Genomic DNA, 25,341 nt, shown 5'->3' with positions numbered 1-25,341 from the left:
ATTATTCAAGTGGTCTTTTTGTGTATAGATTTTGTAATTTTTCTACTGTGCCTTTTACTTCTCCTATCACCTGTTCAATAACTTGCTGTGCTGACCCTTTTCTTGCTAACGAAGAAGCTTGCCCAGCCCAAAGTGACATATATTCCCCTTTATTTTGCTTTGCAGCTTCTTGGCGTATTTTCGAAGTTAATACATTTTGCACTGGATACATTGGAAGTCGTTCTTCTTTTTCTTTATGTTGCTCTATAAATGGATTTCGAATTCCCCTTGCATACTTTCCAGAAAACGATCTCGTTACAATTGTACTTGTATCCGTACTCTGTAGCACCGCTTTTTTATGTGCATCATGTGTAATACTTTCCTCACTTGTTAAAAATGCCGTCCCCATTTGAACGCCTTCTGCACCTAATGCATAGGCTGCAACAACACCTTGTCCGTTCATAATGCCTCCTGCGGCTACAATTGGAATATTGGATACAGCCGCTACCATTTGTGGAATTAGTGCAAATGTGCCAATCATAGAGTCTTGTTCTTTCCCAATAAAAGTTCCGCGATGTCCTCCAGCTTCGCTACCTTGTCCAACAATTACATCTACTTCTAATTCAGCAAGTACCTTTGCTTCTGCCACATTTGTTGCTGTTCCAACTACCTTTATACCCTCTTTCTTCAATAGCGCAACCTCTGCTTGTTCTAACGTGTGAAATGCAAAGCTGACAACTGGTACTTTTTCTTCTATTAATACTTGCAGTTGTTCTTTATAACTTTTCGGAAGTTGCAAAGATTCATTCTGCTCATCTATACCTAATTCTTTTCGTATCGGCTCTAATAAACTTCTAGCTGCTTCTACTTTGTCTTCGTCAATTTGTATTTCCTTCGTCAATAACAGATTAACTGCAAACGGCTTATCTGTTAATTCTCGTATCTTATCAATAGATTGACGAATTTGTTCTGGGCTCATATAACCAGCCCCAAGTGTCCCAAGTCCACCACAATTACATACAGCCGCAACGAGTTCTGGTGTTGTAATCGCTCCTGCCATACCTGCTTGAATAATTGGATATTTTATTTGTAATATATCAGTTACTCTACTTATAAACATCGTTCTTCTCCCTTCCTATGTCACCTTATATCTTCTTGATTCAACAAGCTTTTCCTTCTTCAAAAAGGATTGAACTGCTTATAAACGAATATATTGAAAGTGAAGGAGGAGATGAGATGATTCAGCCAAATACCTTGCAACAAGGCGATACGGTAATGATTATTGCTCCAGCAGGGCCACCAATACTAGAGCACGTTCTTACCGGAAAAAAAGTATTAGAAACAATGGGACTATCCGTAATAATTGGTCAAAGTGTTTACGAAAAATACGGCTATCTCGCCGGGGATGATACAATCCGTCTTCAAGATTTACATGAAGCATTTGCAACTCCTAAAATCAAAGCCGTTTTTTGCGCAAGAGGTGGGTACGGAAGCGGCCGTCTACTTCCCTATATTCAATATGAGCTCATCCGAAATAATCCAAAAATTTTTTGGGGATACAGTGACATTACTGCTTTACATATTGCTTTTTCACAATATACAGGACTAGTTACTTTTCATGGACCAATGGTTGAAGAATTAGGAAAAGGAATCGCTCCTCTCTCCTTATCTTCTTTCAATCAACTATTCCACCCATATTCAACTATTTTACCCGGGGCAGAATGTATCACGACTACACCTCCCTGTATTGTTTCTGCGCCATTAATAGGGGGGAATTTAACAGTTTTAGTAAGTACACTGGGATCACCCTATGAAATCAATACAGCAAATAAAATTGTATTACTTGAAGATGTTGGAGAAGAGCCGTACCGCATTGATCGCATGTTCAACCAATTGCGCTTAGCAGGAAAACTGCAGGAATGTGCAGGAGTTGTCTTCACAAGCTGCCATGATTGTATTGCCTCAAAACAATCTCTATCATTGCAAAACATATTATATGACTATCTCGCTTCTTACAACATCCCTGTATTATTTGGGCTTCCTATTGGACATATACAACCGAATATCGGAATCCCTCTTGGTGTGACTGTTACAATGGACACTGAAAAGAATACACTTTCTATTCCTTCCGGTGTGAATTTTATATCAAACTAAAAAGCAGTTTCCTATACACTTTTTCATTTACACAAAAAAGGAAAAGCATATATCGCTTTTCCTTTTTTTTCATGTTCCCTTATGCCGAGTTGCCTATAAAGGGCTAACACAACTTTTTATTTATAATAATTAAAAATACGTCCAGATGCTATATCTGCAATTTCTTCCGGAATAAATGTTTTGCTAAGCTTTGTGCCAACATTCAATACCACTGTTGCTTCTTTATCTAGATTTTCAAATAATTCTTTTCCACGTATCGTAATAAGGGGCGTTTCTTCTGGCAACACTTCTTTCACAAATTCTAATTGTGTAAAGAACGGTACGATCCATCTACCCTCTCCTTGGAAATAACGCAAACGAAGTGTCCCTTCTGATTCAGAATCATCCGCTTCAATAGATCCAGCAACATAAAAATGAGTTGTTAATAGCAATTCATAAAATTCCTTTTGTTTTTGTTTATCTTCTTCTGCTAAAACGAGTACTGTTTCTATCTTCTTTACTGGAATTTGCTCCATATGCTGCCACCCCTGTTTTCAAAATGATTGTACCTTGATTATACAAAATATTCTTATTTTTTTCCACATGATTATTCAAATATTTTATTAAAATAGTATCAATCATGATTAATTATAACTGGTCCCTCTTTACCTTCTCTAATATTCCCGATGTTGTAGCAATAGTAGCAAACTCTTCATGTAGATTCACAAGAGTCATATTATGAATTTCCTCTGCACAGTATTGTACACCGTCTGGTCCCTTTCGATTAAATGTCGCTGTTGCATCGCTTACTAAATACGTTAAAAAACCTAAATTGCCAGCCATACGAGTTGTTGTCTCTACACAGTGATTCGTGGTTAATCCAACAATAACAATCGACTCACAGTTTTTTTCTTTTAATTGCTTTTCTAAATCAGTTCCAATGAATGCGCTATTAACACTCTTTTGAATAATGATTTCACCTTGTAATGGCTGCACTTCTTCTTTAAAGTGAGTGGTTTCTGCATTTAGATAAAAAATTGATTCTACATTTTCCTTGTTCACATGCTGAATATGAAATATTGGTAGCCCTCTTCTTCTCCACCCTTCTAATAAACGTTTCATATTTTCTTCTGCTAAAGGATTATTTCGTTCTCCCCAATACGGTAGATTAAATGCTTTTTGTACATCAATCATAATAAGCGCTGGTTGATTCACCATTATTCCCTCCTATTCCCCTGGCTGTAATTGAAACAAAAATCCAAGTTTTTGTGAAGCAGTAATAAAACAAATATATGCACAAAGCTCTATAATCTCCGCCTCACTCCAATACTGTTTTAACACATCAAACATCTTATCATCTATCGCTGAACGATTATGTACAAATACATGTGCAAAGGTTACAGCAATGCTAATCTCTTCTACCTTTTGTACATCATTCGGTTTTCCCTTTGCCATACAATACGGGCATTCATTTCCAAATGCGAGTGTTCTCCGCACTTGCTCCTTTAACTCTTCAGAAAGAGTTCCGGTTTCATATAACGTACTTTCTAAAGCACTCCAAGATTGTAATATATCTGGACGATGTCCTAATAATTTTTGAAATTTTGTTTCTCCTACATCTGATAATGAAATTCTCTCCATCATTTCCCCCCCTATTCTTTTCTATTTTATTGTAAAATAAAGTAGGTTCTTTTTACATTTCATATGAATCTGTATTTATACATTTTCTTTACAAAAATTATTAATTTATTGGAGGTATATTTACAAATGCAATTAGATCGTATTGATCGTAAAATTTTAAATGAACTATATAATGATAGCCGTCTTTCCATGAGGGAATTATCAAAACGGGTAAACTTATCCGCCCCATCTACTGCAGAACGTGTTCGTAAGTTAGAAAGTGAAGGAATCATTCAAAAATATACAATTGATATTGATTATAAAAAAGCTGGACTTGTTTTAGATTGTATTTTAGAAATCACCTTAAAAAATGGTGATACAACGCGCATGCAACAATTCATTCAATCGTATCCATCCGCAAGTTTTTGTTATCGCGTAACAGGAAGCCTTTGTTATATCGTTAAAATTTCTGTTCCTTCATTAGTGGAACTTGAAGAATTTATTAATGATGTTTCTTCCTATGCAACAACCGTTTCTCATATCGTATTATCAGAAGTATCTCTTACTCCTGACATTGAACACATTTTTCCAGAAGAACAAAATTAATTTTTATTCATATTTTCATAAAAAACCCCTTACAAAAAGAATAAAAATGTTTTATTATGTATTAAAATACATAAAGTTCGAGAAAGGGGCATTACATTGAAAATTTGGTTTTACGAAAAGACGACTCAAGAAGATGATTTACTTGGTATTTGGGATAATGTTCCCACCATCCCTCGAATCGGGGAAAAGGTGGAAATTTTAAAAGCTGTTCGTACAGTGACAGATATTAAATATGTAAAAAACGGAAACAACTTCCACGTTGAAATTGTGATCCATTAAAATAGCAGCTCTCCTCAAATATATCGGAGAGCTGCTGCTTTTCATTTCTTATACCCTTATTGATGTTCTGCCTTTTTTATAACAATTTGATCATTCTCTACCGTAACCGCCACATAATCATTCTCTTCTAATCTAAGCTGATTCACAGCTTCATCTGGCAATTCTACAGCCATAAATCGCTCTGTTAACACGACCCGACTATATGTTTCATTTTGTTGCGATACTGATAGGATTTCCTTCTCTTCATTGATAAAACGAAGAGGTGGTACCCCCACTTCTTTTACAGTTCGCCAATTCTTTCGAATAAAAGGTACTAACCATAGTAAACTAATAAGAATCACGACGAGCCCAATCCACAAATTACTTTGTCCTTGTAATTCAGCAATCGAAATGGCATCATTTGCTCCTTCACCACTCGTTAATTGGATTACAGTTGCAATACAATTATTCAATGCATGAACAGCAATATTCGTCCATATATTTTTCGTTTTTATGTAAAGAAGGCACATCACAACGCCAAATATAAAAGCACCCACAATATCAAAATGCCCTAAACCAAAAATAAGAGAAGACACAATTACTGCTCGTTTTATTCCCCACTTAAACACCATACGCTGCAAGAAGAAACCTCGAAAAATGACTTCTTCCATAATTGGTGCAAAAATACATGCTGAGATGAAACTAAATATTTGTGTGTAAATATTGCTCATATCAATTGCACCATTATCATTCAGCATATCAACGAGAAAGTCAGGAACAATATGTGCTAGTATGTAAAATTGGATAAAAGATGCACCAAATGAAAAAATCATTCCCATTATAGTTGCAGCTACGATTAACTTCCAATTTAATCGTGACGATTTATCAAAGAAACTAGTAAATATAATATTATTTTTTCGTGTTTTTACATATAACCAGAGTAGTGGAAATACAAAAAACACCGAAATTTGCATCACAACATCCATAACACTGTCTGAAGCTCCGGTAAAGGCAAGCGGCAACAACATTACTAACATTCCTAAAATCATCCATGCAAAAAAACTACGAAGTCGTATACGTGAAAATGCGTACTGAATAAAAAACACCTCCAAGATGATATATTTACATTGTAATATGAATATCATTAAAATTCTTCCTATTTTTCTCAATTAATTTTTAATATATATATCTATTAAAATATAGAACAAGAAATCTATTTCTGAAATTTCCTCTTTGCAAGATTTTCTGCTATAATATTTAATGTCGTTTTTATACCTAACGTCAAAAAACACATTATTATGATAAGAATAAGGAGGATTACGTACATGGATTTCTTTGAAAATGTCATTACTCCGATTCATAAGTTTATTACAACAACAAACGAATATTTATGGGGTTATATTTTAATTGCATTATTAATTACTGTGGGTTGCTATTTTACAATAAGAGCTGGATTTGTTCAGTTTCGTCACATTCGTGAGATGATTCGTTTACTAGGTGACGGCGCCAGTCCTTCTACACGTAAAGCACAAAAAGAAAAACACGGCGTTTCTTCATTCCAAGCGTTTTGTATGAGTACAGCATCACGTGTTGGAACAGGTAACTTAGCTGGTGTCGCAATCGCTATTTCCATGGGCGGACCAGGTGCTGTCTTCTAGATGTGGCTTATCGCTATGATTGGCGGAGCATCTGCGTTTGTTGAAAGTACACTTGCACAAATCTACAAAATTAAAGACGGTAAAGCATTCCGCGGTGGTCCAGCGTACTATATGGAAAAAGGGTTAAACAAACGCTGGATGGGTATGATTTTCTCTGTTTTAATTACAGTTAGTTTTGGTCTTGTCTTTAACGCTGTACAAGCAAATACTGTAACATCTGCATTCGATGGTGCTTTTCATGTCGATCCAAAAGTGGTAGGACTTTCATTAGCTGCCTTATTATCTGTCGTTATTTTCGGTGGCGTAAAGCGAATCGCGCGTGTTGTAGAAATGATTGTACCGGTTATGGCAATCATTTATGTTGCAGTTGCACTATTTGTAGTGGTGACAAATATTACACTGGTTCCAGAAATGGTAAAAGAAATTTTAGCACACGCATTTGGCATAAAAGAAGTTGCTGGCGGTAGCTTTGGTGCAGCTGTGTTACTCGGCGTAAAACGTGGTTTATTCTCCAATGAAGCAGGTATGGGTAGTGCACCAAATGCAGCAGCGACTGCTAACGTAACACACCCTGTGAAACAAGGTTTCATTCAAACACTTGGTGTGTTTACAGATACATTATTAATATGCAGCTGTACCGCTTTTATTATCCTTTTATCAGATGTTCATACTGGAACAGATTTAAATGGTATCCAGTTAACACAAGAAGCATTAAAAATGCATATTGGCCCTTGGGCACCAATCTTTGTCGCTGTGGCAATCTTCTTATTTGCTTTCAGTTCACTAATCGGAAATTACTACTATGGTGAAACAAATATCGAATTCCTAAAAGGAAGTAAAACAACTCTTATGATTTACCGCATTGCTGTAATCGGTATGGTATTCCTAGGTTCTGTTGCAACGATTCAAGTTGTTTGGGATTTAGCAGACCTATTTATGGGCGTTATGGCAATCTTCAACTTAGTTACAATCATATTCTTAAGCAAATACGCATTTGCAGCATTAAAAGATTATATGAAGCAAAAAGAAGCTGGAAAAGATCCTGTCTTCTACGCCGATAGCATTCCTGGTTTAGAAAACACAGAGTGCTGGGAACGTGAAAAAACTGAAGAAAAAGTTGGTTAAAGAAAATCCCCGTGTTAAAAAACGGGGATTTTTTCTCTTATAATACATCACGTTTTTGAAATAGTACGCTTGATGAAATGAGTAATACTACAAAATAAGCAAGTACGAGCAGTAATGATGTTGTAAAAGTGAATTCTGTAAATGGTGGTGTAGCACCACCGCTAATTAGTTTATTACCATCATACACTGTTAAATCCAAATGAGAAAATACAACAAATTTTGTAACATCTTTCGCAAACATCATAAGTAACATAGTAATTGTACCTTGTAAGAAAAAGACAAACAGGGTAATGATTAATGGTAGTACAGACTTTCTAAAAATATTTGCTAGGAAAAAGGACAGTGTTACATAGAACAAAACCGGTACCATTTTGTAAACTAAAATTTTCATTAACATAGCAAATGTTAATGCTTCTTTTCCTCCACCAAAACTAACTAATCCAATTAACATTGAAATGATTAAAGCTATCATTGATATAATAATCACAGCCAGTATAACTGTTACATATTTTGAAAATAATACAGCAATTCGTTTTCTAGGGCGAATCAGTAATTGTTTAATCGTTCCCTTTTGAAACTCTTCAGTAACTGTACGGGACGCGAGAGTTATCCCAAAAATTGTGGTAAATACGATAATTAAGCTAAGCACTGCTTCTGAAAATGATACAAACCCTGAAAATTGCACCTCAGCTGGGGCCCATTTTTTAATAATGATTGCCATTGCAATCTCTAATGCAACTAATATTCCCATTAAAATATACATACCTTTTTTTGCATGTAACTTTAGCAATTCATTTTGAATTAATTTAAACATTACGCTTTCACTCCCCCAGTAATCGCTAAGAACTCATCTTCTAACGTTTTATTTTGCACTGTAACGCTATATACGAGAATATCCGCATGAACAAGTCGTTTCACAAGTTGTGGAATTTCATCTTTCGTTACAGAGGCAACAACGACATTTCCTTGTACTTTACCCTTAATCACTTCATTTGCACGCTGAACTTGATCCACCTCAAAAGTTACAGCAACCGTTTCATCATTCTTCGCTTGCTCATGTAAGTTATATGCTTGTACAAATTGCCCATGCTTAATGATAACAACGCGGTCACACATCAATTCAATCTCACTTAATAAATGGCTGGATACAATGACAGCTATATTTTTTTCTTTCGCTAATCGTTGTAAATAATCACGAATTTGACGAATACCAGCTGGATCTAATCCATTCGTCGGCTCATCTAAAATTAAAATTTTCGGGTTATGTAAAAGTGCTTGTGCAATTCCAAGACGTTGCTTCATCCCAAGTGAATATGTTTTCACTTTTTTATGAATGGCATGTTCTAATTCAACAAGCTTTACAATTTCAGCAATACGCTCTTTACTAATTGGTGTAACCGCCATATTCGCAAAATGCTTTAGGTTTTGCATTCCTGTCATATAATCATATAATTCCGGATTCTCGACAATCGCTCCAATCTGTTCTAACGCCCTCTCACGTTCTGTACGAATGCTATGACCACAAATCGTTATATCGCCTTCTGTCATTGCCATAAGACCAGTCATCATTCGAATTGTCGTCGTTTTCCCGCTCCCATTTGGTCCAAGAAAACCATATACTTCCCCTTCACGAACTTCAAATGAAAGACCACGAATAATTTCATTTTTTCCTATTTTTTTATGGACGTTTTCTAATTTTACTACTACATTTCCCAATGATTGTTCCTCCTTTAGACTTCTAGTTTTTTATCGATGATATAACTTGTTATTACCACCAATAAAAAAATTGACAATAAACTAAAAATTAAATAAGAAATATTTGATGCATCACTAAGATAAAAAGATGTTTCAAAAAAGCCATTTTTATCTATAACGCCAACGTTTTTTATCGAAAACATATATAGATTTATTTTGTCTAGCATATTAGTAATAACAAACTGGATCCCACCGAAGACAACAAATAAAATGATAAATAACATTTTATTTAATGAGGATTTCACATTAAATAGTTTTACAACTATGATTATGAAATACAGAGAAACTAATGTACTCACTAAATCTATGATCCATAAGAAGGTAGAGAACAGATGGTGTAATAACCCATAATTATATAAACTATTAACGGCTTGTTGTACCCCTCCATTTTCGTTATTCTCACATATATTGATAGAAAGAAGATGTAAAAAAACAATTCCTATTAACGATAATAGAGTAAACATTATTGTGAAAAATAATAAATTCGCATATATATATTTCTTTGATGGAATGGCAACATATCGAATCATAGACCCTCTTACTATTTTTCTGAAAGAAGATAACGCCAGTAAGAAGATAGAAAATGCAGTTATAAAAAATAATAATATAAATATGATTAATGTTATATCTTGTTTATTTGAAACCCTTATGCCTGAGGGACCTTTCATATTAAATAATAAAATTAATGAAATAGTAATAAATCCGAAATAAATTATCCATATCTTTTTTTATTACAATTATATAAATATCGAAGAAGTGAAATCATTTCCTGAACATCTCCTTAAACAACTCATTTACAGCTTTTCCTCTCTGAAAACGAAGCTCTTCTACATTCTCATGTAGTACAATTTCTCCATCCTTCAAAAAGATAACCTCATCAAAAATATTTTCAATCTCACCAATTAAATGAGTAGAAATGATAATGGTACAATCTTCTCGATAAAACTGCAGAATGAGTTCTAGCACATGTTCCCTTGAAACAGGATCAATCCCGCCAAGTGGTTCATCTAATGTATAAAGTTTCGCTTTTCTTGAAAATGTTAAAATCAACTGCAGTTTTTCAACCATACCTTTTGACAATGCTGTAATTTTTTCTTCTAGTGGTATTTTAAATGCAGCTATCGTATCCACTGCCCTTTGTATATTAAAATCTTGATAAAAGTCACGATAGAAAAATAACGCATCTTTTACTGTCATCCACTCATCAAATACAGGCCTGTCTGGCATAAATGAAACCATTTTTTTCGTTTCTAATCCTACTTTCTCACCTGCTATTGTGATAGTTCCTTCTGAAGGATGCTGCAAACCTGCAATCATTTTTAATAATGTTGTTTTACCACTCCCGTTATCTCCAACAAGACCAACGATTTTTCCCTCTGTAATTGTTACATCTAGATCTCGAATTACAGCTTTTAAATCGTATCGCTTCCAAAGATGTTCCGTCTTCAGCAACTCCGTCATTCGTTCCCCTCCCTTTTCTCTTCCAATGAAGAACGAAGTATTGAGAGAATCTCTTCTTCTGAAAATCCTAAATTGTCCATTCCATTTATAAAAGAATGAAGCAACTCTTTCGCCATACCTTTTCGCAGCTCCATAATTTTCTCTCCTTCGCTTGTTACATATCTTCCCATTCCTCTACGTGTCACAACAATCCCATCTCTTTCTAATTCTTGAAATGTACGCTGAATTGTATTTGGATTGACTTGTAACTCACTCGCTAATTCACGTACAGAGGGAATTTTGTCACCAGGCGATAAATGGTCTGTTACAATTTCTTTTTTTATGTATTCCATCACCTGAATATAAATCGGTATGTTAGGAGAAAACTCAATTTTCATTTCCCCCCTCCTTTTGTCTTAGTGTACTAGTTAAATAGTGCACTAAGACAAAAGATATGTAAATACTTGTAAGTTGAAAATATAACAAAAAGGCAGTGTAACCTTCGTTACACTGCCTTCCTATTCTATTTCGTTACCATTTCTGCTTCATTTTCTTCAAAAGGCCACTTTGGTAACATATTACGGAGTTCCTTATCGAAGCGATAACCCAGTGCATACTCTGCCTGCATAATGGTATGAATTTCACGTGTCCCTTCATAAATAACAGGGGCTTTTGCATTTCGTAAATATCTCTCTACAGGAAATTCATTCGAATACCCGTAGGCACCGTGCACCTGCACTGCGTCATTTGCAGCTTCAAATGCAGCGTCACAAGCGATCCATTTTGCTAAAGATGTTTCTTTTGTATTACGCTTTCCTTCATTTTTTAGCCATCCTGCTTTATAAACTAGTAGCCTTGATATTTCTAGATTCGCAGACATTTTCGCAATCATTTGCTGTACAAGCTGATGTTTCCCAATTTCTTTTCCAAATGTTTTACGCTCTTCACAATATTTTACACTTGCTTCTAAGCTTGCTTGAATAAGTCCACAAGCCCCTGCCGCGACTGTAAAACGTCCGTTATCTAATGAAGCCATTGCAATTTTAAAACCTTCTCCTTCTTCTCCAAGAAGGTTTTTCACTGGTACTTTTACATCATCTAAGAACACTTCACCTGTATTTCCGGCTCTAATACCAAGCTTTCCTTTTATTGCTTTTGTAGATACCCCAGGAAATGTTCGCTCTACAATAAAACAAGAAATACCGCGGTGCTTTAATTCTGGATTCGTTTTCGCAAATATTAAGAAATGATCTGCAACGTCACAGAGCGAAATCCACGTTTTTGATCCATTTAATACATAGTAATCCCCTTGTTTTATCGCTGTTGTTTGCATCGTAACGACATCCGATCCTGCATTTGGTTCCGTTAAACCAAACGCCCCAATCTTTTCACCTTTCGCTTGTGGAACAAGATACTTTTGTTTCTGCTCTTCTGTTCCCCATTGAAGAAGTGTCATGCTATTTAATCCCGTATGTACAGATACAGCTGTACGGAAAGCTGTGTCACCGCGTTCTAATTCTTCACAAACAATAGCCAGTGTATTATAGTCCATTCCCACTCCACCATATTGTTCTGGGATACAAACGCCCATAAATTGTAACTCGGCTAAACGCCTCAAGATTTTTTGTTCAAAATGTCCTTTTTCATCCCATTCTTTAATGTATGGAATAATTTCATTATCCACAAACGCTCTCACTACTTTTCTAACACTTTGTTGTTCCTCTGTTAACGAAAAATTCATTTGTACTGCCTCCTCATCCCCATTGATTTTCTATCATTTTCATAATGACTCCCTGAGAATATCCTAATTTCTTCAAAATCTTCTCTGTATGTTCCCCGTGAAGTGGCGGATGTTTCTGCATCTGAACCGGTGTCTTTGAAAGCTTTAATGGTGAACCCACAAGTTTAAGATTTTCAATGACCGGATGTTCCATATGAATTGTCATATCTCTCGCCACTGCTTGCTCTGTTTCTAGCGCTTCTTTCACATTAAGAATTGGTCCATTTGGAATCCCTGCTTCATCCAAAAGTTGTTTCCATTCCTCTTTCTTTTTTTTCTTCATTTCAATAGCAATCATATTTACAAGCTCGTCTTTATGTTGAAGGCGAGCTGCATTTGTTTTATAACGTTCTGAACTGGATAGATCTTGCCTATTAAGTAACAAACACAACCTATGAAACTGTTCATCATTCCCAACCGCAACAACAAGATCCCCATCTTCCGCATGAAACACTTGATACGGAACAATATTAGGATGCTGATTGCCAAGCCTCTCTGGTAATTCACCTGTACATAAACAATTACTTGCAACATTTACTAATGCCGCTAGTTGTGAATCAAATAAAGAAATATCAATTTCTTGTCCTTCTCCTGTTCGATTTCGATGTTGCAAAGCGGCTAAAATCCCGATACATGTAAAAAGACCGGTAAGTACATCTGAAATGGCAACTCCTACTTTTGCAGGCTCTTCATCTCTTCCTCCGGTTATGCTCATAAGTCCACTCATTGCTTGAATCATATAATCGTAACCTGGAAGATGGGAAGTAGGACCATTTTGACCAAAGCCACTAATAGAGGCAAGAATAATATCTTCCTTTACCTCTTTTAATACTTCATACCCAAGTCCCATTCGCTCAAGTGTTCCAGGCTTAAAATTTTGCACAACGATATCCGCATGAGAAACAAGCTTTTTCAAAACGTCCTTTCCCACTTCTGCCTTTAGATTTAATGTTATCGACTCTTTATTACGATTCGCACAAAGAAAATAAGCGCTTTCTCCTTCTACGAATGGTGGTCCCCAGCTCCTTGTATCATCGCCGTTTCCTACATTCTCAACTTTTATCACTTCAGCCCCTAAATCACCAAGAATCATCGTACAAAAAGGACCCGCAAGAACCCGAGATAAATCAATAATTGTAATCCCTTGTAATGCTCCTCCCACTCCTTATCCTCCTATAATAAAAACCAGTAAAACCAATAAGATAGAAAAAAAGCGACATGGTGGTTTTACTGGCTTGTATTTAAAAGTTATTGTGCAAAATACTTATTTTGCTTTCACTTGTGATAACACTGATTTAAATGCATTGATTACTGTATCTACTTCTTCATAGCTAATTGTAAGCGATGGCTCAATACGAATTGTCTTCGAATTAATTAATGTTCCAGCAACAAGAATGCCCTGATCAAACATTGCTTTCGATACTTCATAACCGATTTCATCTTTATGGAATTCAATACCGATCATTAACCCTTGGCCACGAATTTCAAAGACTTTGTCCTCATGTCCTTCGGCTGCCTCTTTCAATCCGTTTAAGAAATACTCTCCAACTTCTGCAGCTCGTTCTGGTAATTTTTCTTCCAATAATACATGGATTGTTGCAATTGCAGCTGCACATGCAAGTGGGTTTCCGCCAAACGTTGTTGTATGCATGAATGGATTGTCGAACCAACTTTTGAATACTTTTTCTTTCGCAACAATTGCACCTGCTGGCATTACACCTCCACCAAATGCTTTCGCAAGACAAATAATATCCGGCACAACATCATATAATTCTGCAGCAAACATTTTCCCTGTGCGTCCCATTCCAGTTTGCACTTCATCAAAAATAAGTAGTGATCCGAATTCATCACAAAGTTCTCTTACTTGTTTCAAGTAATTTTCTGGAGGTAAAATAATACCACCTTCGCCTTGAATTGGCTCTAAAATAACAGCTGCAACATCCTCTCCTACTAATGCACACGTTTCAAACGTTTTTCTCATCATCTCAATATCACCAAATGGAACGTGGCGGAAACCTGGAATTAATGGTAAAAATGGCTTACGGAACATTCCTTTTGCTGTTCCAGATAATGAGCCAAGGCTCTTACCATGGAAGGCGCGCGTTGTTGAAATGAAGGTTGTTCGCTCACTATACATTTTTGCTAGTTTTAATGCTGCCTCTACACTTTCTGTCCCACTATTTGTAAAGAAAGCATATTTCAGGTCACCTGGTGTAATATCCGCTAAAATCTTTGCAAGAATCGCACGAAGCGGGTCTAATAAATCTTGACTGTGCAATGCTTGACGTTTTAATTGATCCGTAACAGCTTTTACAACTTTCGGATTGCGGTGACCGACATTATAAATCCCGAATCCACCTAAACAATCAATATATTTTTTACCGTTAATGTCCATGAAGCAAGATCCTTCATCCGACCATTCTACTGCTGCGAATTGCCCATCTTTTGTTACCGTTTTTCTATATGCGAGAAAACCAGGATTTACATGTTCTCTAAATCCATCTACTGTTTCTTTTTGAATCCAGTTCGCCTCTTCTTCAGAGACTTTCTCTTTTTCAATTAATTGTAGTACTTTCGTAATATACTCATTTACATTTGAATCTTTTACATCTTGTTCATTAAATTTACTTTTTACATTCGTCCCCATCTATTTCACTCCTACATTCTTTTTATTTGCAAACCAACCAATTGGCTCTACTTCTAGATTTATATTAATCTGCTTAATTTCTTGGAACTCCTCTAAACCAAACGTTCCTAAACTACGACCGATACCACTTTGTTTATATCCACCCCAAGGTGCTTCATTGTATGTTGGATGATAACTATTAATCCAAGTAATTCCTGCGCGAAGCTTGCGGATTACACGCATCGCTTTTGCACCATCAACTGTAAATACACCTCCAGCTAAGCCGTAATCTGTACCATTTGCTAGCTCAATTGCTTCCTGTTCATCCTTAAACTTTTGGATCACTACAACAGGACCAAAAATTTCTTCCTGTACAATACGCATATCAGGTTTTACATTGACAAAGACCGTTGGTTCAATAAAGAAACCATTACCTTTCCCATCTGTTAGTATCCGATTTCCTCCGCAAGCAATTTCTGCTCCTTCGTCTTTTCCAATCTCAATATAGCGTAATACTTTTTCCATATGCTCTTGACTTACAAGTGGTCCCATCTCTGATTCTGGGTTATCACCAGGTCCAACATTAATTTGTTTTGCTCGTTCTACGAAACAACTAACAAATTTATCGTAAACGCTTTCTTCTACAAGGATTCTTGATCCCGCTGAACATACTTGTCCAGTACCTGCATAAATACCAAACAGAGCATAATCAACAGCAGTTTCAAAATCTGCATCCGCAAAAATAATATTTGGAGATTTCCCGCCAAGTTCAAGCGAAATCTTTTTCATATTATCTGCCGCTGTTCTCATAATGTGCTTTCCTGTTTTTGTTCCGCCCGTAAAAGAAATCATATCTACTTTACCGCTTGCAGCGATCTCATTTCCGACTGTTGGTCCAGCTCCCATTACCATATTCGCAACACCTTTTGGCAACTCTACTTTTTCAATGATTTCGAATAGTTTCGTTGCAGTGATTGGTGTCACTTCAGAAGGTTTAAACACAATTGTGTTTCCAGCTGCTAAAGCAGGAGCGATTTTCCAAACACTCATTAGTAACGGATAATTCCAAGGAACGATTAAGCCACAAACACCAACTGGCTCTCTCACTACCATAGCTTGCATCGGATCGGCAACATGATATGTTTGTCCATCTGGCTTTGTAATCAGCCCACCATAATATCGGAAACAAGCTGCTGCATCTCCAATATCTCCTTCAGCCTCTCGATATGTTTTTCCATTATCCATCGTTTCCAGACGCGCAAGTTCTTCCAAATTTTTATCAATCTCATCTGCTATTTTAAATAAATAAGATGCTCTTTCCGCAGCGGATGTTTCTGACCAAATCCCGCTATCAAAAGTAGCCCTTGCTACTTCAATCGCTTGTTTTGCATCCTCGATCGTTCCTTCAGGTGCATATGCGATAACCTTGCCATTTGCAGGGTTAATAATCGGTCTTTTCTCTTGATTACTAGAATCTTTCCATTCACCGTTTACATACATTTTTAAATCTAGCACTGTATATAATCCCCCTTTGTCGATCGTTCATATATTATATAAGCAATAATTGTGCCAACATTTGAAATACGAAACAATCATTCAAAAACTGACTATTTCTTTAAATAAAATTACATAAACTTATGCATTTTTGCATAAGTTATGACATTCTGCATAATTACAACAAAAAAGGAGGAGTCCATGTAGACTCCTCCCTTTCTCCTTTAAAAATATGAAATTGTATCAACCGCTATTTCCTTTTCATTCATGATTTTTTGATATTTACGACTAACAGAAGACTGACTTATCCCAAGGGCCTTTGCTGCCTTTGTTGTTGTTTTATACTGCTTCATCGCAAGTAAAATTAATTGTTCTTCTACAGAATGCAATGCTTCTTGTAATGGTAAAACCCTTGTAATTACCGGCTTTGATTTTTTAAAATCATATCCAGGAGTTAAAAATTTACTAACAAATTCAGCATCAATAACAGCATCATCTGCTGATACAACTAAACGTTCAATCATATTCTGTAATTCTCTTACATTTCCGGGCCATGAATAAAACTCTAGTAAATTAAGTGCATCCGGAGTTAAATGATAGTTTCTATTATATTTTTCATTTAACTGCTGTAAAAAATGAAACGCGAGTACCGGAACATCTTCCATTCGTTCTCTAAGCGGAGGAACTTGCAGGGGGATTACATTTAAGCGATAAAATAAATCTTCCCGGAACGTGCCAGCCTCCACCATTTTTTCAAGACTTTTATTTGTGGCAGCAATAATTTGAACGTTTATTTTTGTAGGTATCGTGCTTCCAATTGGAATTACTTCTTGTTCTTGCAACACCCTAAGTAATTTTACTTGCAGATGTAACGGCATTTCTCCAATCTCATCCAAAAATAAAATCCCTTGATCTGCCCGCTTAAAATATCCTTCTTTTCCATTTTTATCTGCACCCGTAAAAGCACCCTTCGTATAGCCAAACAATTCACTTTCTAACAAAGTCTCTGGAATCGCACCACAGTTTAATTTTAAAAACGGCTTTGACGATCTGTTTCCAAGTTGATGGATTGCTTGTGCAATCACTTCCTTTCCAACACCCGACTCTCCCGAAATCAAGACATTTGAAGAAAAGTCAGCTATTTTTTTTGCTTGATTAATAATTTGTTCCATTTTCGGACTACAATAAATCAGTTTTTTAAGAAAGCGATCTTTATTTTTAAAGCTATCCAACTCTTTTTTATATTGCTCAGATATCTTTTTTATCTCATGCAATTCCGTCTTTAATCTTGTTGCCTCTGTAATATCCCTTGAAGCGATAATAATGCGGTGAAGCTCTCCATTTTCATTAAATACAGGATTTCCAACTGCTAATATCTTTCTACCACTTTTTGTTTCTTGTACAATGGATACCTTTTTCTTTTGTTCTAGCACTAATCGCGTAACAGATGGGCTAAATAATCCTTTCTTTTCTAAGTCTAAAAGGTTTTTTCCTAGAAGATCTTTCAAGTCTCTTCCCCAAAAATCATTGATAACGGTTTCACTATAACGGATTAATTCCCCTTTATGATTAACAACTAATATTTCATCGTAAATACTAGATAAGATTGCATGTAAATCTTTATTTAAATCCTTTATATATTCAATTTCCATAGCCATATCCTCAACCATCGGTAAATCTTGCACAATAATAACCATTCCTTCAATTCTTTGATCAAAGTTTGGGATAGGACTGTAGTCAACTAATACTCCCATCTCATTTGTTATTTGTAGTTGGTTTAAAATCGTTTTTCCCGTTGTAAATACAGTATTAATATGTTCTCCATTAAAAATCTGTTCTGCTGGTACATTCATAACTTTTTCAGGAGTAGATTTAATCATCTTCAAACCAGATTCATTACAATTTACAATCTTCTTTTCACGGTCTACTACAAAAATCCCCATTGGAATAGACGTTAAAATGATTTTCAGTATATCTACACTTTTATTTTCTTGTTTAAATAATTCTGCAAAAACATCCTCTCTTCGTATGTATCCCGTTAACTCTCCTGTTTCATTTTTCACAATGGCAATGGGTGCCCCTATAATTTGAAAGAGAGCTGTCAAGGAAATATTTTTGCTAAGATGACAGATTGTATCTAGTGAAACAGCATTTGAAAGCAATGCTTGGGTAGTTACTCCCTCACTTTTTAATAGCAGATCCTTCACATGGACGTATGCAAATAGTTGATCTTCTCTTTTTAGAAATAAAAAAGATTCTTTTATATTGTTAACATCTATATTCCATTCCTTTTCAGGTTGATCGATAGGTAGAGAAACAATAGGTCTAATTTTTTTATGAGCAATGGAAAACATTCTGCTACTCCTCCTTTAAACTGCTTAACTTGTATTGTATCATTAAAAACAGATTTTTTTAATTAATCTGATAATATACATTTTTTACTTACTTTAATAAAAAAAGGAAGATGAATAGTTCCATCTTCCTTCCTACAATCAATCACTCCCACTAACTAGAATATCTTCTTGAATATAAGCCAATACCATACCTGGAATGACTTTATCTCCTGCTTCTACCTCTAAAGATTGCACCTCTCCGCTACATCCCATTTTGATTACTTCCGTCTTTCCATTCATATCTTTAATAGCAAATAGCGGTTCCCATTCATAAATTCGAGAATCTTTATCAATAGACACCTTTTCAACCGTTCCATAGCATGGGCTCGTAACAATCTCATAATACAAAATGAATCATTCCCTTCTTTTATTCAATTAATATTGTTCTGCCAACATTTGTGACTGAAGTATCATATGAAAAAAGCTTTGAAAATCTTCTACATCTTCTACTTCAATCCCTAACTTAGGTGCCCAATATTGCTCCTGTTCAATATCTTCTTGACTTAATAAAATCATTCTTCCATTTTGAATAGAGGTAACCATTGCTTTCCCAAAAAACTGCTGTGAATAGGCAACTGCTAGATCATATCGATGATGATTCGATACAATACAGTAATAACCAATGGGTTGTTTTTCAATTTTTTCTAGTAAAATATCCAGTTTCATATGTTCCCTCCCCTTATATTAAAAATGTAACCAACCTCGAAGACGTGACGCTTCTACAATCCTACGAACCCCTGCTATATATGCAGCAATTTTCATATTTACCCCAAAACGCTTTGAAGTGTTAAATACATCAAAAAAGCTAGATGTAATTTTCTCTTTTAAACACTGGTCTACATATTGCTCCGTCCAATAGTATCCTTGGTTATTTTGACACCATTCAAAATAAGAAACAATAACGCCTCCAGAATTCGCTAAAATATCTGGGACAACTAAAATGTCTTTCTCTTCTAACATTGTTATCGCTTCTTTTGTTGTCGGACCATTTGCAGCTTCAATTACAATTTTACATCCAAGTCTTTTCGCATTATGCTTCGTAATCACTCCTCCAATTGCTGCTGGAATGAGTACATCACATTCCTTTTCTAACAGCTCTTGGTTTGAGATTGTTTTACTAAAAAGGTTCGATACGACACCAAAAGAATCTCGATTTTCTAGTAAATAAGGAACATCTAAACCGTCTGGATTATAAATACTACCTAAAGCATCCGATACGCCTACTACTTTTACACCAATATCATATAAATATTTTGCCAAGTAGCTTCCAACATTTCCAAACCCTTGAATGATCACTCGCATATTTTGAAGCGGAATATGCTTTAGCTCACTAACTAATTGAAGCGTGTAAAACACTCCTTTAGACGTAGCTGTTTCCCGTCCCTGTGATCCTCCTAGCATTAATGGCTTTCCAGTAATAAAACCTGGAGAATCAAACTCTCTAATATGATCATATTCATCCAGCATCCAAGCCATAATTTGCGCATTTGTATACATATCAGGTGCCGGAATATCTTTCGTAGGTCCAACAATTTGACTGACTGCTCTTACGTAACCACGGCTAAGTAACTCTAATTCTCTGAAACTCATCTCCTGCGGATTACAAATAATCCCGCCCTTCGCACCTCCATAAGGAAGTCCCGTCACTCCACATTTCAAACTCATCCAACCAGCAAGCGCCTTTACTTCCTCTGCTGTAACATCCGGATGGAACCGAATGCCACCTTTTGTTGGTCCCGCTGCATCATTATGCTGGGCACGATACCCTTGAAATATTTTTGTTCTCCCATCATCCATTCGAACAGGAATGCTCACTTCTAAAAAACGCATCGGCTTTTTAAGAAAATCAAATACTTCCTCTGGATAACGCAAAGCCTGGAGCGCTTCTTTTAATATGGCCTGAAACTCCTCTAAAGGATTTTCCACCTCAACTTTCTCTTGAATAGATTGTGTTACACCTTCTTTTTCTGATTGCATTGCCACGATAACACCTCTTTTATTTATTTTTACTAGTATTAGAAAGCAATAATCGTGCCAAGTAGTAAAATTATGTTAATCATATTGTTTCAGCCTTCTCACTTATAGTTTTTCTTCCCTTCCTTATGAATAGTTGAATGATTTATGCAAACGTGCATGACTTTAAAATCTCCAAAATAAAAAACACCGGATACATCCCGATGTTTTTGTTATTTTACATTTCCTGCACTTCTTCAAAATGCATTTGAGGAGGAGCTGAACGAAACATGTTCGTAATATATAGCAGATAGCCGATTCCAATAATAGCCCAGCTAAGTCCTAGAATAAGTGAGTGGATATTGAGGTTAAACCATAGTACAGCTACAGTACCAGCTCCCAAAATAGGCATAACTAAGAAATTAAAAAAGTCTTTTACTGTTTTATATCGTTTTTGCTTAATCACATAGTAAGAAATGACTGATAAATTAACAAATGTAAATGCAATAAGCGCTCCGAAGTTAATAAGAGAGGCTGCTGTTTCTAAATCGATGAACATAGCGGAGAGCGCAATAATTCCTACAAAAATAATGTTATATACTGGGGTCCGCAAACGAGGATGAATGTACCCAAATATTTTCTTCGGAATTACATTATCTCGCCCCATTACATATAATAATCGCGATACACTTGTATGAGAAGCTAAGCCAGACGCGATTGTCCCCATAAAAGTTCCTACTAAGAAGAAAGTTTGAAATAATTTTCCTCCGACATATAGTGCAATTTCTGGAGCTGCTGACTCTTGATCTTTAAATACAGATGCATCTGGAAAAAAGGATTGTGTAAAATACGTCGTAACGATGAACAAAATACCGCCAATTAAAGCGGTAAGAAAAATAGCTCGAGGAATCGTCTTCTTTGCGTTTGGTGTTTCTTCTGCAAATGTCGTTACTGCATCAAAACCTAAAAATGAAAAACAAAGAATGGTGGCCCCTGCAACTAACGGTGATATTTGTATATCTGATTCAAAAAACGGCTGAATGGAAAAGACTTCTCCGGTTCCCTCTCCTGCTAGCAATCCTTTTATAACAAGAACTACAAACACAACCATTACTAACACCTGGAACGTTACTAAGAACGTGTTGAAATTAGCAGTAACATTTACACTAATAATATTTATAAGTGTAATCAGTAAAACAAAGCCAACAACCCATGCCCAGTCCGGGACACTTGGAAAAAGTGCTGACATATAAATTCTTGTTAATAACGCGTTCACCATCGGCAAGAACAAATAATCCAATAACGCTGACCATCCAACAAGAAATCCAAGCCTTGCACTTATTGTTTTCTGTGTATACGTATAAGCAGAACCCGCGGTGGGAAAAACCTTTACCATTTTGCCGTAGCTTGCTGCTGTAAATAACATTCCCGCTAATGCAATAAGATAAGCCCCTGGAACGTGCCCATCCGTTTTTTCAGAAACGATTCCGAATGTATCAAACCCTACCATCGGCGTCATATACCCAACACCTAGCATAACAATTGACCAAAGTCCTAATGACCGCTTTAAACCAACTACTTTTCCCACCTATCATTCCTCCTACTTTCTCTATCTAATTTCCATGTAAAGATTGATAACTAATTGGAAAACGCTTTCAATGCACTGTAAACATCCTGCTACACATTATGAAATCCCCTCCTTTGTTTTTTAAATATTCATGCAATTTTCGAGCCAAAATTTCTAAATGTAAAAATTCAGCGGTAAAAAAAGAATGTCTAGGTGACACACTCATTTATTTATCCCATTTTCTATTCATTTCGACATAACTTATTCAATCTCTCATACCACTAACTTTAATAGATCAAGGAAGAAAAACTTATCAAGAAATAATAACATTATGTAAACTATTTACACACAAAAAAGCTGCCTTTCAAATGAAAGACAGCTTTTTTCAATCTTATTTATTAAAAATCAAATACGAAATCATCATCTGATAATTTTTCAACATTTGTTGCTTTTACATATCCGTTTCCTTTTACAGAGAAGAAATCATGGTTTTTCGTATCTGTACGTAAACCGTTTAATACGATTGGGTTAATCTCTTCCTCTTCAAAGCGTGGTTCTAACCCTAAGTTCATAAGCCCTTTATTCGCATTGTAACGAACAAAACGGTTTACATCTTCAACAAGACCAATGGATGTATAAATTTCTTCTGTGTATGCAGTTTCAATTTCATACAGTTCCATTAATAGTTCTTGTGTTTCTTTTTGCACTTCTTGTTGCTCTTCAGCAGTAAGTTCTGCAAAGATTTGTTGTGCTAAAATACCGACGAATACGCCGTGAATGCTTTCGTCGCGAATTATTAAGTTAATAATTTCACCACTTGCAGTCAATTTTCCTTGTCCTGCTAAGTATAGTGGATAGAAGAATCCACTATAGAACAAGTAACTTTCTAAGAATACACTCGCTACCATAGCCATATATAATTCTTTTTTCGTTACTTGTGGCTTTAATAAACGGCGATAGTAACCTGTAATAATACCTGCTTTTTTCTCAAGTAATGGATGGTTATCTACCCAATCAAAGATTTCATCAATTTCTTCTTCTGTTGCGAGTGTCGTGAAGATATGACTGTAGCTCTTCGCATGTACTTCTTCCATAGCACCCATGAAAGCTAGTACACTTTTCGCTTGTAAATTCTCAAGATGAACAAGTACAAGTGGCATCCCTTCGCCGCCTTGTTTTGTATCTAGAAGTGTTAATCCTCCTAGCACACGTTTATAAGCAATTTGCTCCTCTTTTGATAATTGCACCCAAGTATTTTTGTCAGAAGATACAGCGATCTCTTCTTCTGTCCAAAATTGAGCGATGTTTTGCTTCCAAAACATTAAACTAAAATCGTCTTCTTTTTTGTTCCAGTTTACCGCGCGCATTGAATCGCCCCTTCTCTATCAATAAGCTCTTCTAACATGCGGTAAAGCTTTCAGTTAGTAATGAAAACTTAACCGCATGTTAGACTCTTAAATTTTATAACTAAGCATGAGCAGGGTCAGAAAAACCCTGCTCATGCTGCCTTGCTCTTTATCTTGTATATCAGTGAATTATAATTTGCATCAAACTGTACAAGCAACGCACTCTTCGACGCTTAACTTACGAGTTCTTGTATAATACAAGCTCTTCAAGCCTTTTTTATGTGCATAAATGTAATAACGTGCTAATTCACGAGTAGAAATATCACTATTTACATACAGAATTGTACTAATTCCTTGGTCAATATGCTCTTGAATTTCTGCGATTAAGTCAATTAATTTAAACTGATTCATATCGTAAGAAGATTTATAATACCAGAATGTATCTTTTGATAAATATGGCATTGGATAATATGTTGTCGCATTTGCATACGTTCTTGACTCGATTTGACTTACGATCGGCATTACACTTGAAGTGGCATTTTGCACGTAACTGATTGATTGTGTCGGAGCAATAGCCAATCTATATGAGTTGTATAAACCGTGCTTCTGCACTTCTTCTTTTAGACTCGTCCAATCTTCTTTTGTTGGAATATACATTCCTTCAAATAACTGCTGTACTTTCTCCGTTACAGGACTGTAATCTGTTGTCTCATACTTTTCAAAGTATGTGCCGTTTGCATAATCCGATTTATCGAAGTCTTTAAATGTTTCGCCCTTTTCTTTCGCAATTCCCATACTCTTTTCAATGGAGTAGTAGTTTAACATCATAAAGAATGTACGAACAAATTCTTTCGCTTCTGCACTTTCATAAGCGATTTTATTTTTCGCTAAATATCCGTGTAAGTTCATTGCACCCAAGCCAACTGAATGAAGCTCGTCATTTGCTTTTTTCACAGTTGGTGCGTTTGGAATAACAGTCATATCAGAAACAGCTGTTAAAGCTTCCATTCCTGCATGAACCGCTTCACGAATTTCTTTATTCTCCATAACGTTTACAATGTTTAATGATCCTAAGTTACAGTTAATATCACGACGGATAATATCATCTGTGCCGTAGTCATTAATTTCGGATGTTTCTTGTAACTGGAAGATTTCTGTGCAGAGATTCGACATCTTCACAGTTCCAATATCCTTTAATGGATGCTGTTTGTTCGCATTTGATTTAAACATTAAGTATGGATAACCAGACTCAAGCTGAATCATTGCAATTTTAATAAGCATATCACGTGCACTAATATCAAGTGGCTTCTTCTTCACCTTTGGATTGCTCATTAGTTCATCGTACATTTCATCGATATCTATATCATCTAAATGTTTTCCGTACTCTTTATATACCGTGTAAGGTGCGAAAACATGGAATGGTTCGTTTTTCTCAGCAAGCTCAAAGAACTTAGTTGGAACGATAATACCGATTGATAGAGACTGAATACGGCTCTTCTCGTCGGCATTTATTTTTTTGGTCAACTTGTCTTCATATTTCTATGAAGGTTGGACTATATCATCAACCTGTAACTGGTTGCCTTGCACTTCGACTGGTGCCTATTTCCA

22 protein-coding genes and 3 pseudogenes are annotated in these 25,341 nt (G+C 35.8%); 4 read left to right on the top strand and 21 right to left on the bottom strand.

The genetic code is table 11. The features are described from left to right. Nucleotide 1: 1 nt before the first annotated feature. Nucleotides 2-1,099 (bottom strand): NAD(P)H-dependent flavin oxidoreductase, encoded by a 1,098-nt coding sequence (locus LOK41_RS08565; RefSeq protein WP_241816085.1) that lies wholly within the window; start codon nt 1,097-1,099, stop codon nt 2-4. Between the two features lie 116 nt (nt 1,100-1,215). Between LOK41_RS08565 and LOK41_RS08560 the strand changes: the two genes are divergently transcribed. Further along, complete coding sequence (locus LOK41_RS08560; protein ID WP_241816084.1) at nt 1,216-2,133, top strand: S66 peptidase family protein; 918 nt, start codon at nt 1,216-1,218, stop codon at nt 2,131-2,133. A 116-nt stretch (nt 2,134-2,249) separates the two neighbouring features. On the opposite strand, the gene LOK41_RS08555 is transcribed toward LOK41_RS08560, so the two are convergent. The 3 genes from LOK41_RS08555 to LOK41_RS08545 all read right to left on the bottom strand — a co-directional run bounded on the left by LOK41_RS08555 (nt 2,250) and on the right by LOK41_RS08545 (nt 3,753). Continuing rightward, nucleotides 2,250-2,648 (bottom strand): SseB family protein, encoded by a 399-nt coding sequence (locus LOK41_RS08555; protein WP_241816083.1) that lies wholly within the window; start codon nt 2,646-2,648, stop codon nt 2,250-2,252. Nucleotides 2,649-2,760: 112 nt separating this feature from the next. After that, the gene (locus tag LOK41_RS08550) at nt 2,761-3,330 is read right to left on the bottom strand and encodes a cysteine hydrolase family protein (RefSeq protein WP_241816082.1); all 570 of its coding nucleotides are present in this window, start codon (nt 3,328-3,330) and stop codon (nt 2,761-2,763) included. A gap of 9 nt (nt 3,331-3,339) precedes the next feature. Then, nucleotides 3,340-3,753 carry a carboxymuconolactone decarboxylase family protein gene (locus tag LOK41_RS08545; protein WP_241816081.1) on the bottom strand — a complete coding sequence of 138 codons (414 nt, stop codon included), beginning with the start codon at nt 3,751-3,753 and terminating at the stop codon, nt 3,340-3,342. A gap of 126 nt (nt 3,754-3,879) precedes the next feature. On the opposite strand from LOK41_RS08545, the gene LOK41_RS08540 reads away from it, so the two are divergent. Beyond that, complete coding sequence (locus LOK41_RS08540) at nt 3,880-4,338, top strand: Lrp/AsnC family transcriptional regulator (RefSeq protein ID WP_174099500.1); 459 nt, start codon at nt 3,880-3,882, stop codon at nt 4,336-4,338. Between the two features lie 96 nt (nt 4,339-4,434). Beyond that, nucleotides 4,435-4,617 carry a DUF3913 family protein gene (locus LOK41_RS08535; RefSeq protein ID WP_174099499.1) on the top strand — a complete coding sequence of 61 codons (183 nt, stop codon included), beginning with the start codon at nt 4,435-4,437 and terminating at the stop codon, nt 4,615-4,617. 56 nt (nt 4,618-4,673) lie between these two features. Here the strand turns inward: LOK41_RS08535 and LOK41_RS08530 are convergent, their stop codons facing one another. Then, on the bottom strand, nt 4,674-5,693 hold the full coding sequence (locus LOK41_RS08530; protein WP_241816093.1) for a CPBP family glutamic-type intramembrane protease: 1,020 nt from the start codon (nt 5,691-5,693) through the stop codon (nt 4,674-4,676). Between the two features lie 228 nt (nt 5,694-5,921). Between LOK41_RS08530 and LOK41_RS08525 the strand changes: the two are divergent. Then, nucleotides 5,922-7,379, top strand: a pseudogene (locus LOK41_RS08525) (alanine/glycine:cation symporter family protein). A gap of 37 nt (nt 7,380-7,416) precedes the next feature. On the opposite strand, the gene LOK41_RS08520 reads toward LOK41_RS08525, so the two are convergent. From LOK41_RS08520 to LOK41_RS08445, 16 genes and pseudogenes are all read right to left on the bottom strand, one after another. Continuing rightward, entirely contained in the window at nt 7,417-8,193 is a 777-nt protein-coding gene (locus LOK41_RS08520) for an ABC transporter permease (protein ID WP_241816080.1), read from the bottom strand. Further along, nucleotides 8,193-9,095, bottom strand: coding sequence for an ABC transporter ATP-binding protein (locus LOK41_RS08515; RefSeq protein WP_241816079.1), 903 nt, complete (start codon nt 9,093-9,095; stop codon nt 8,193-8,195). The genes LOK41_RS08520 and LOK41_RS08515 overlap by 1 nt, the downstream gene beginning before the upstream one ends. Nucleotides 9,096-9,109: 14 nt before the next feature. After that, a pseudogene (locus tag LOK41_RS08510) lies at nt 9,110-9,900 on the bottom strand (ABC transporter permease). Beyond that, nucleotides 9,897-10,595: an ABC transporter ATP-binding protein gene (locus LOK41_RS08505; RefSeq protein WP_241816078.1), complete on the bottom strand. Its 699-nt coding sequence runs from the start codon at nt 10,593-10,595 to the stop codon at nt 9,897-9,899. Before LOK41_RS08505 ends, LOK41_RS08510 begins: the two are co-directional and overlap by 4 nt. Continuing rightward, nucleotides 10,592-10,972 carry a GntR family transcriptional regulator gene (locus LOK41_RS08500; RefSeq protein WP_241816077.1) on the bottom strand — a complete coding sequence of 127 codons (381 nt, stop codon included), beginning with the start codon at nt 10,970-10,972 and terminating at the stop codon, nt 10,592-10,594. Before LOK41_RS08500 ends, LOK41_RS08505 begins: the two co-directional genes overlap by 4 nt. Nucleotides 10,973-11,097: 125 nt before the next feature. Beyond that, nucleotides 11,098-12,315: an acyl-CoA dehydrogenase family protein gene (locus tag LOK41_RS08495; RefSeq protein WP_241816076.1), complete on the bottom strand. Its 1,218-nt coding sequence runs from the start codon at nt 12,313-12,315 to the stop codon at nt 11,098-11,100. A 13-nt stretch (nt 12,316-12,328) separates the two neighbouring features. Then, nucleotides 12,329-13,516: a CaiB/BaiF CoA transferase family protein gene (locus tag LOK41_RS08490; protein ID WP_241816075.1), complete on the bottom strand. Its 1,188-nt coding sequence runs from the start codon at nt 13,514-13,516 to the stop codon at nt 12,329-12,331. A gap of 102 nt (nt 13,517-13,618) precedes the next feature. Next, nucleotides 13,619-15,001 carry a putrescine aminotransferase gene (locus LOK41_RS08485; RefSeq protein ID WP_241816074.1) on the bottom strand — a complete coding sequence of 461 codons (1,383 nt, stop codon included), beginning with the start codon at nt 14,999-15,001 and terminating at the stop codon, nt 13,619-13,621. Further along, nucleotides 15,002-16,495 (bottom strand): aldehyde dehydrogenase family protein, encoded by a 1,494-nt coding sequence (locus LOK41_RS08480; RefSeq protein WP_241816073.1) that lies wholly within the window; start codon nt 16,493-16,495, stop codon nt 15,002-15,004. It abuts the gene before it with no gap. A 203-nt stretch (nt 16,496-16,698) separates the two neighbouring features. Beyond that, nucleotides 16,699-18,828 carry a sigma 54-interacting transcriptional regulator gene (locus tag LOK41_RS08475; protein WP_241816072.1) on the bottom strand — a complete coding sequence of 710 codons (2,130 nt, stop codon included), beginning with the start codon at nt 18,826-18,828 and terminating at the stop codon, nt 16,699-16,701. Nucleotides 18,829-18,966: 138 nt separating this feature from the next. Beyond that, entirely contained in the window at nt 18,967-19,215 is a 249-nt protein-coding gene (locus LOK41_RS08470; protein ID WP_174099488.1) for a biotin/lipoyl attachment domain-containing protein, read from the bottom strand. A 27-nt stretch (nt 19,216-19,242) separates the two neighbouring features. After that, nucleotides 19,243-19,533 carry an SAV0927 family protein gene (locus LOK41_RS08465; protein ID WP_241816071.1) on the bottom strand — a complete coding sequence of 97 codons (291 nt, stop codon included), beginning with the start codon at nt 19,531-19,533 and terminating at the stop codon, nt 19,243-19,245. An 18-nt stretch (nt 19,534-19,551) separates the two neighbouring features. After that, the gene (locus tag LOK41_RS08460; protein ID WP_481748799.1) at nt 19,552-20,850 is read right to left on the bottom strand and encodes a Glu/Leu/Phe/Val family dehydrogenase; all 1,299 of its coding nucleotides are present in this window, start codon (nt 20,848-20,850) and stop codon (nt 19,552-19,554) included. 208 nt (nt 20,851-21,058) lie between these two features. Further along, entirely contained in the window at nt 21,059-22,408 is a 1,350-nt protein-coding gene (locus LOK41_RS08455; RefSeq protein ID WP_241816070.1) for an APC family permease, read from the bottom strand. Nucleotides 22,409-22,785: 377 nt separating this feature from the next. Beyond that, nucleotides 22,786-23,754, bottom strand: coding sequence for a class 1b ribonucleoside-diphosphate reductase subunit beta (gene nrdF / locus LOK41_RS08450; RefSeq protein ID WP_174099485.1), 969 nt, complete (start codon nt 23,752-23,754; stop codon nt 22,786-22,788). Nucleotides 23,755-23,934: 180 nt separating this feature from the next. Next, nucleotides 23,935-25,254: pseudogene (locus LOK41_RS08445) on the bottom strand (ribonucleoside-diphosphate reductase subunit alpha); the annotation flags it as partial. Between the last annotated feature and the right edge of the window lie 87 nt (nt 25,255-25,341).

Origin of the sequence: Bacillus sp. TL12 (assembly GCF_022625245.1) — a bacterium.
Classification (GTDB): Bacteria; Bacillota; Bacilli; order Bacillales; family Bacillaceae_G; genus Bacillus_A.
Note: the sequence above shows the minus strand (reverse complement) of the source record. Positions and strands in the feature narration are given on the sequence as shown.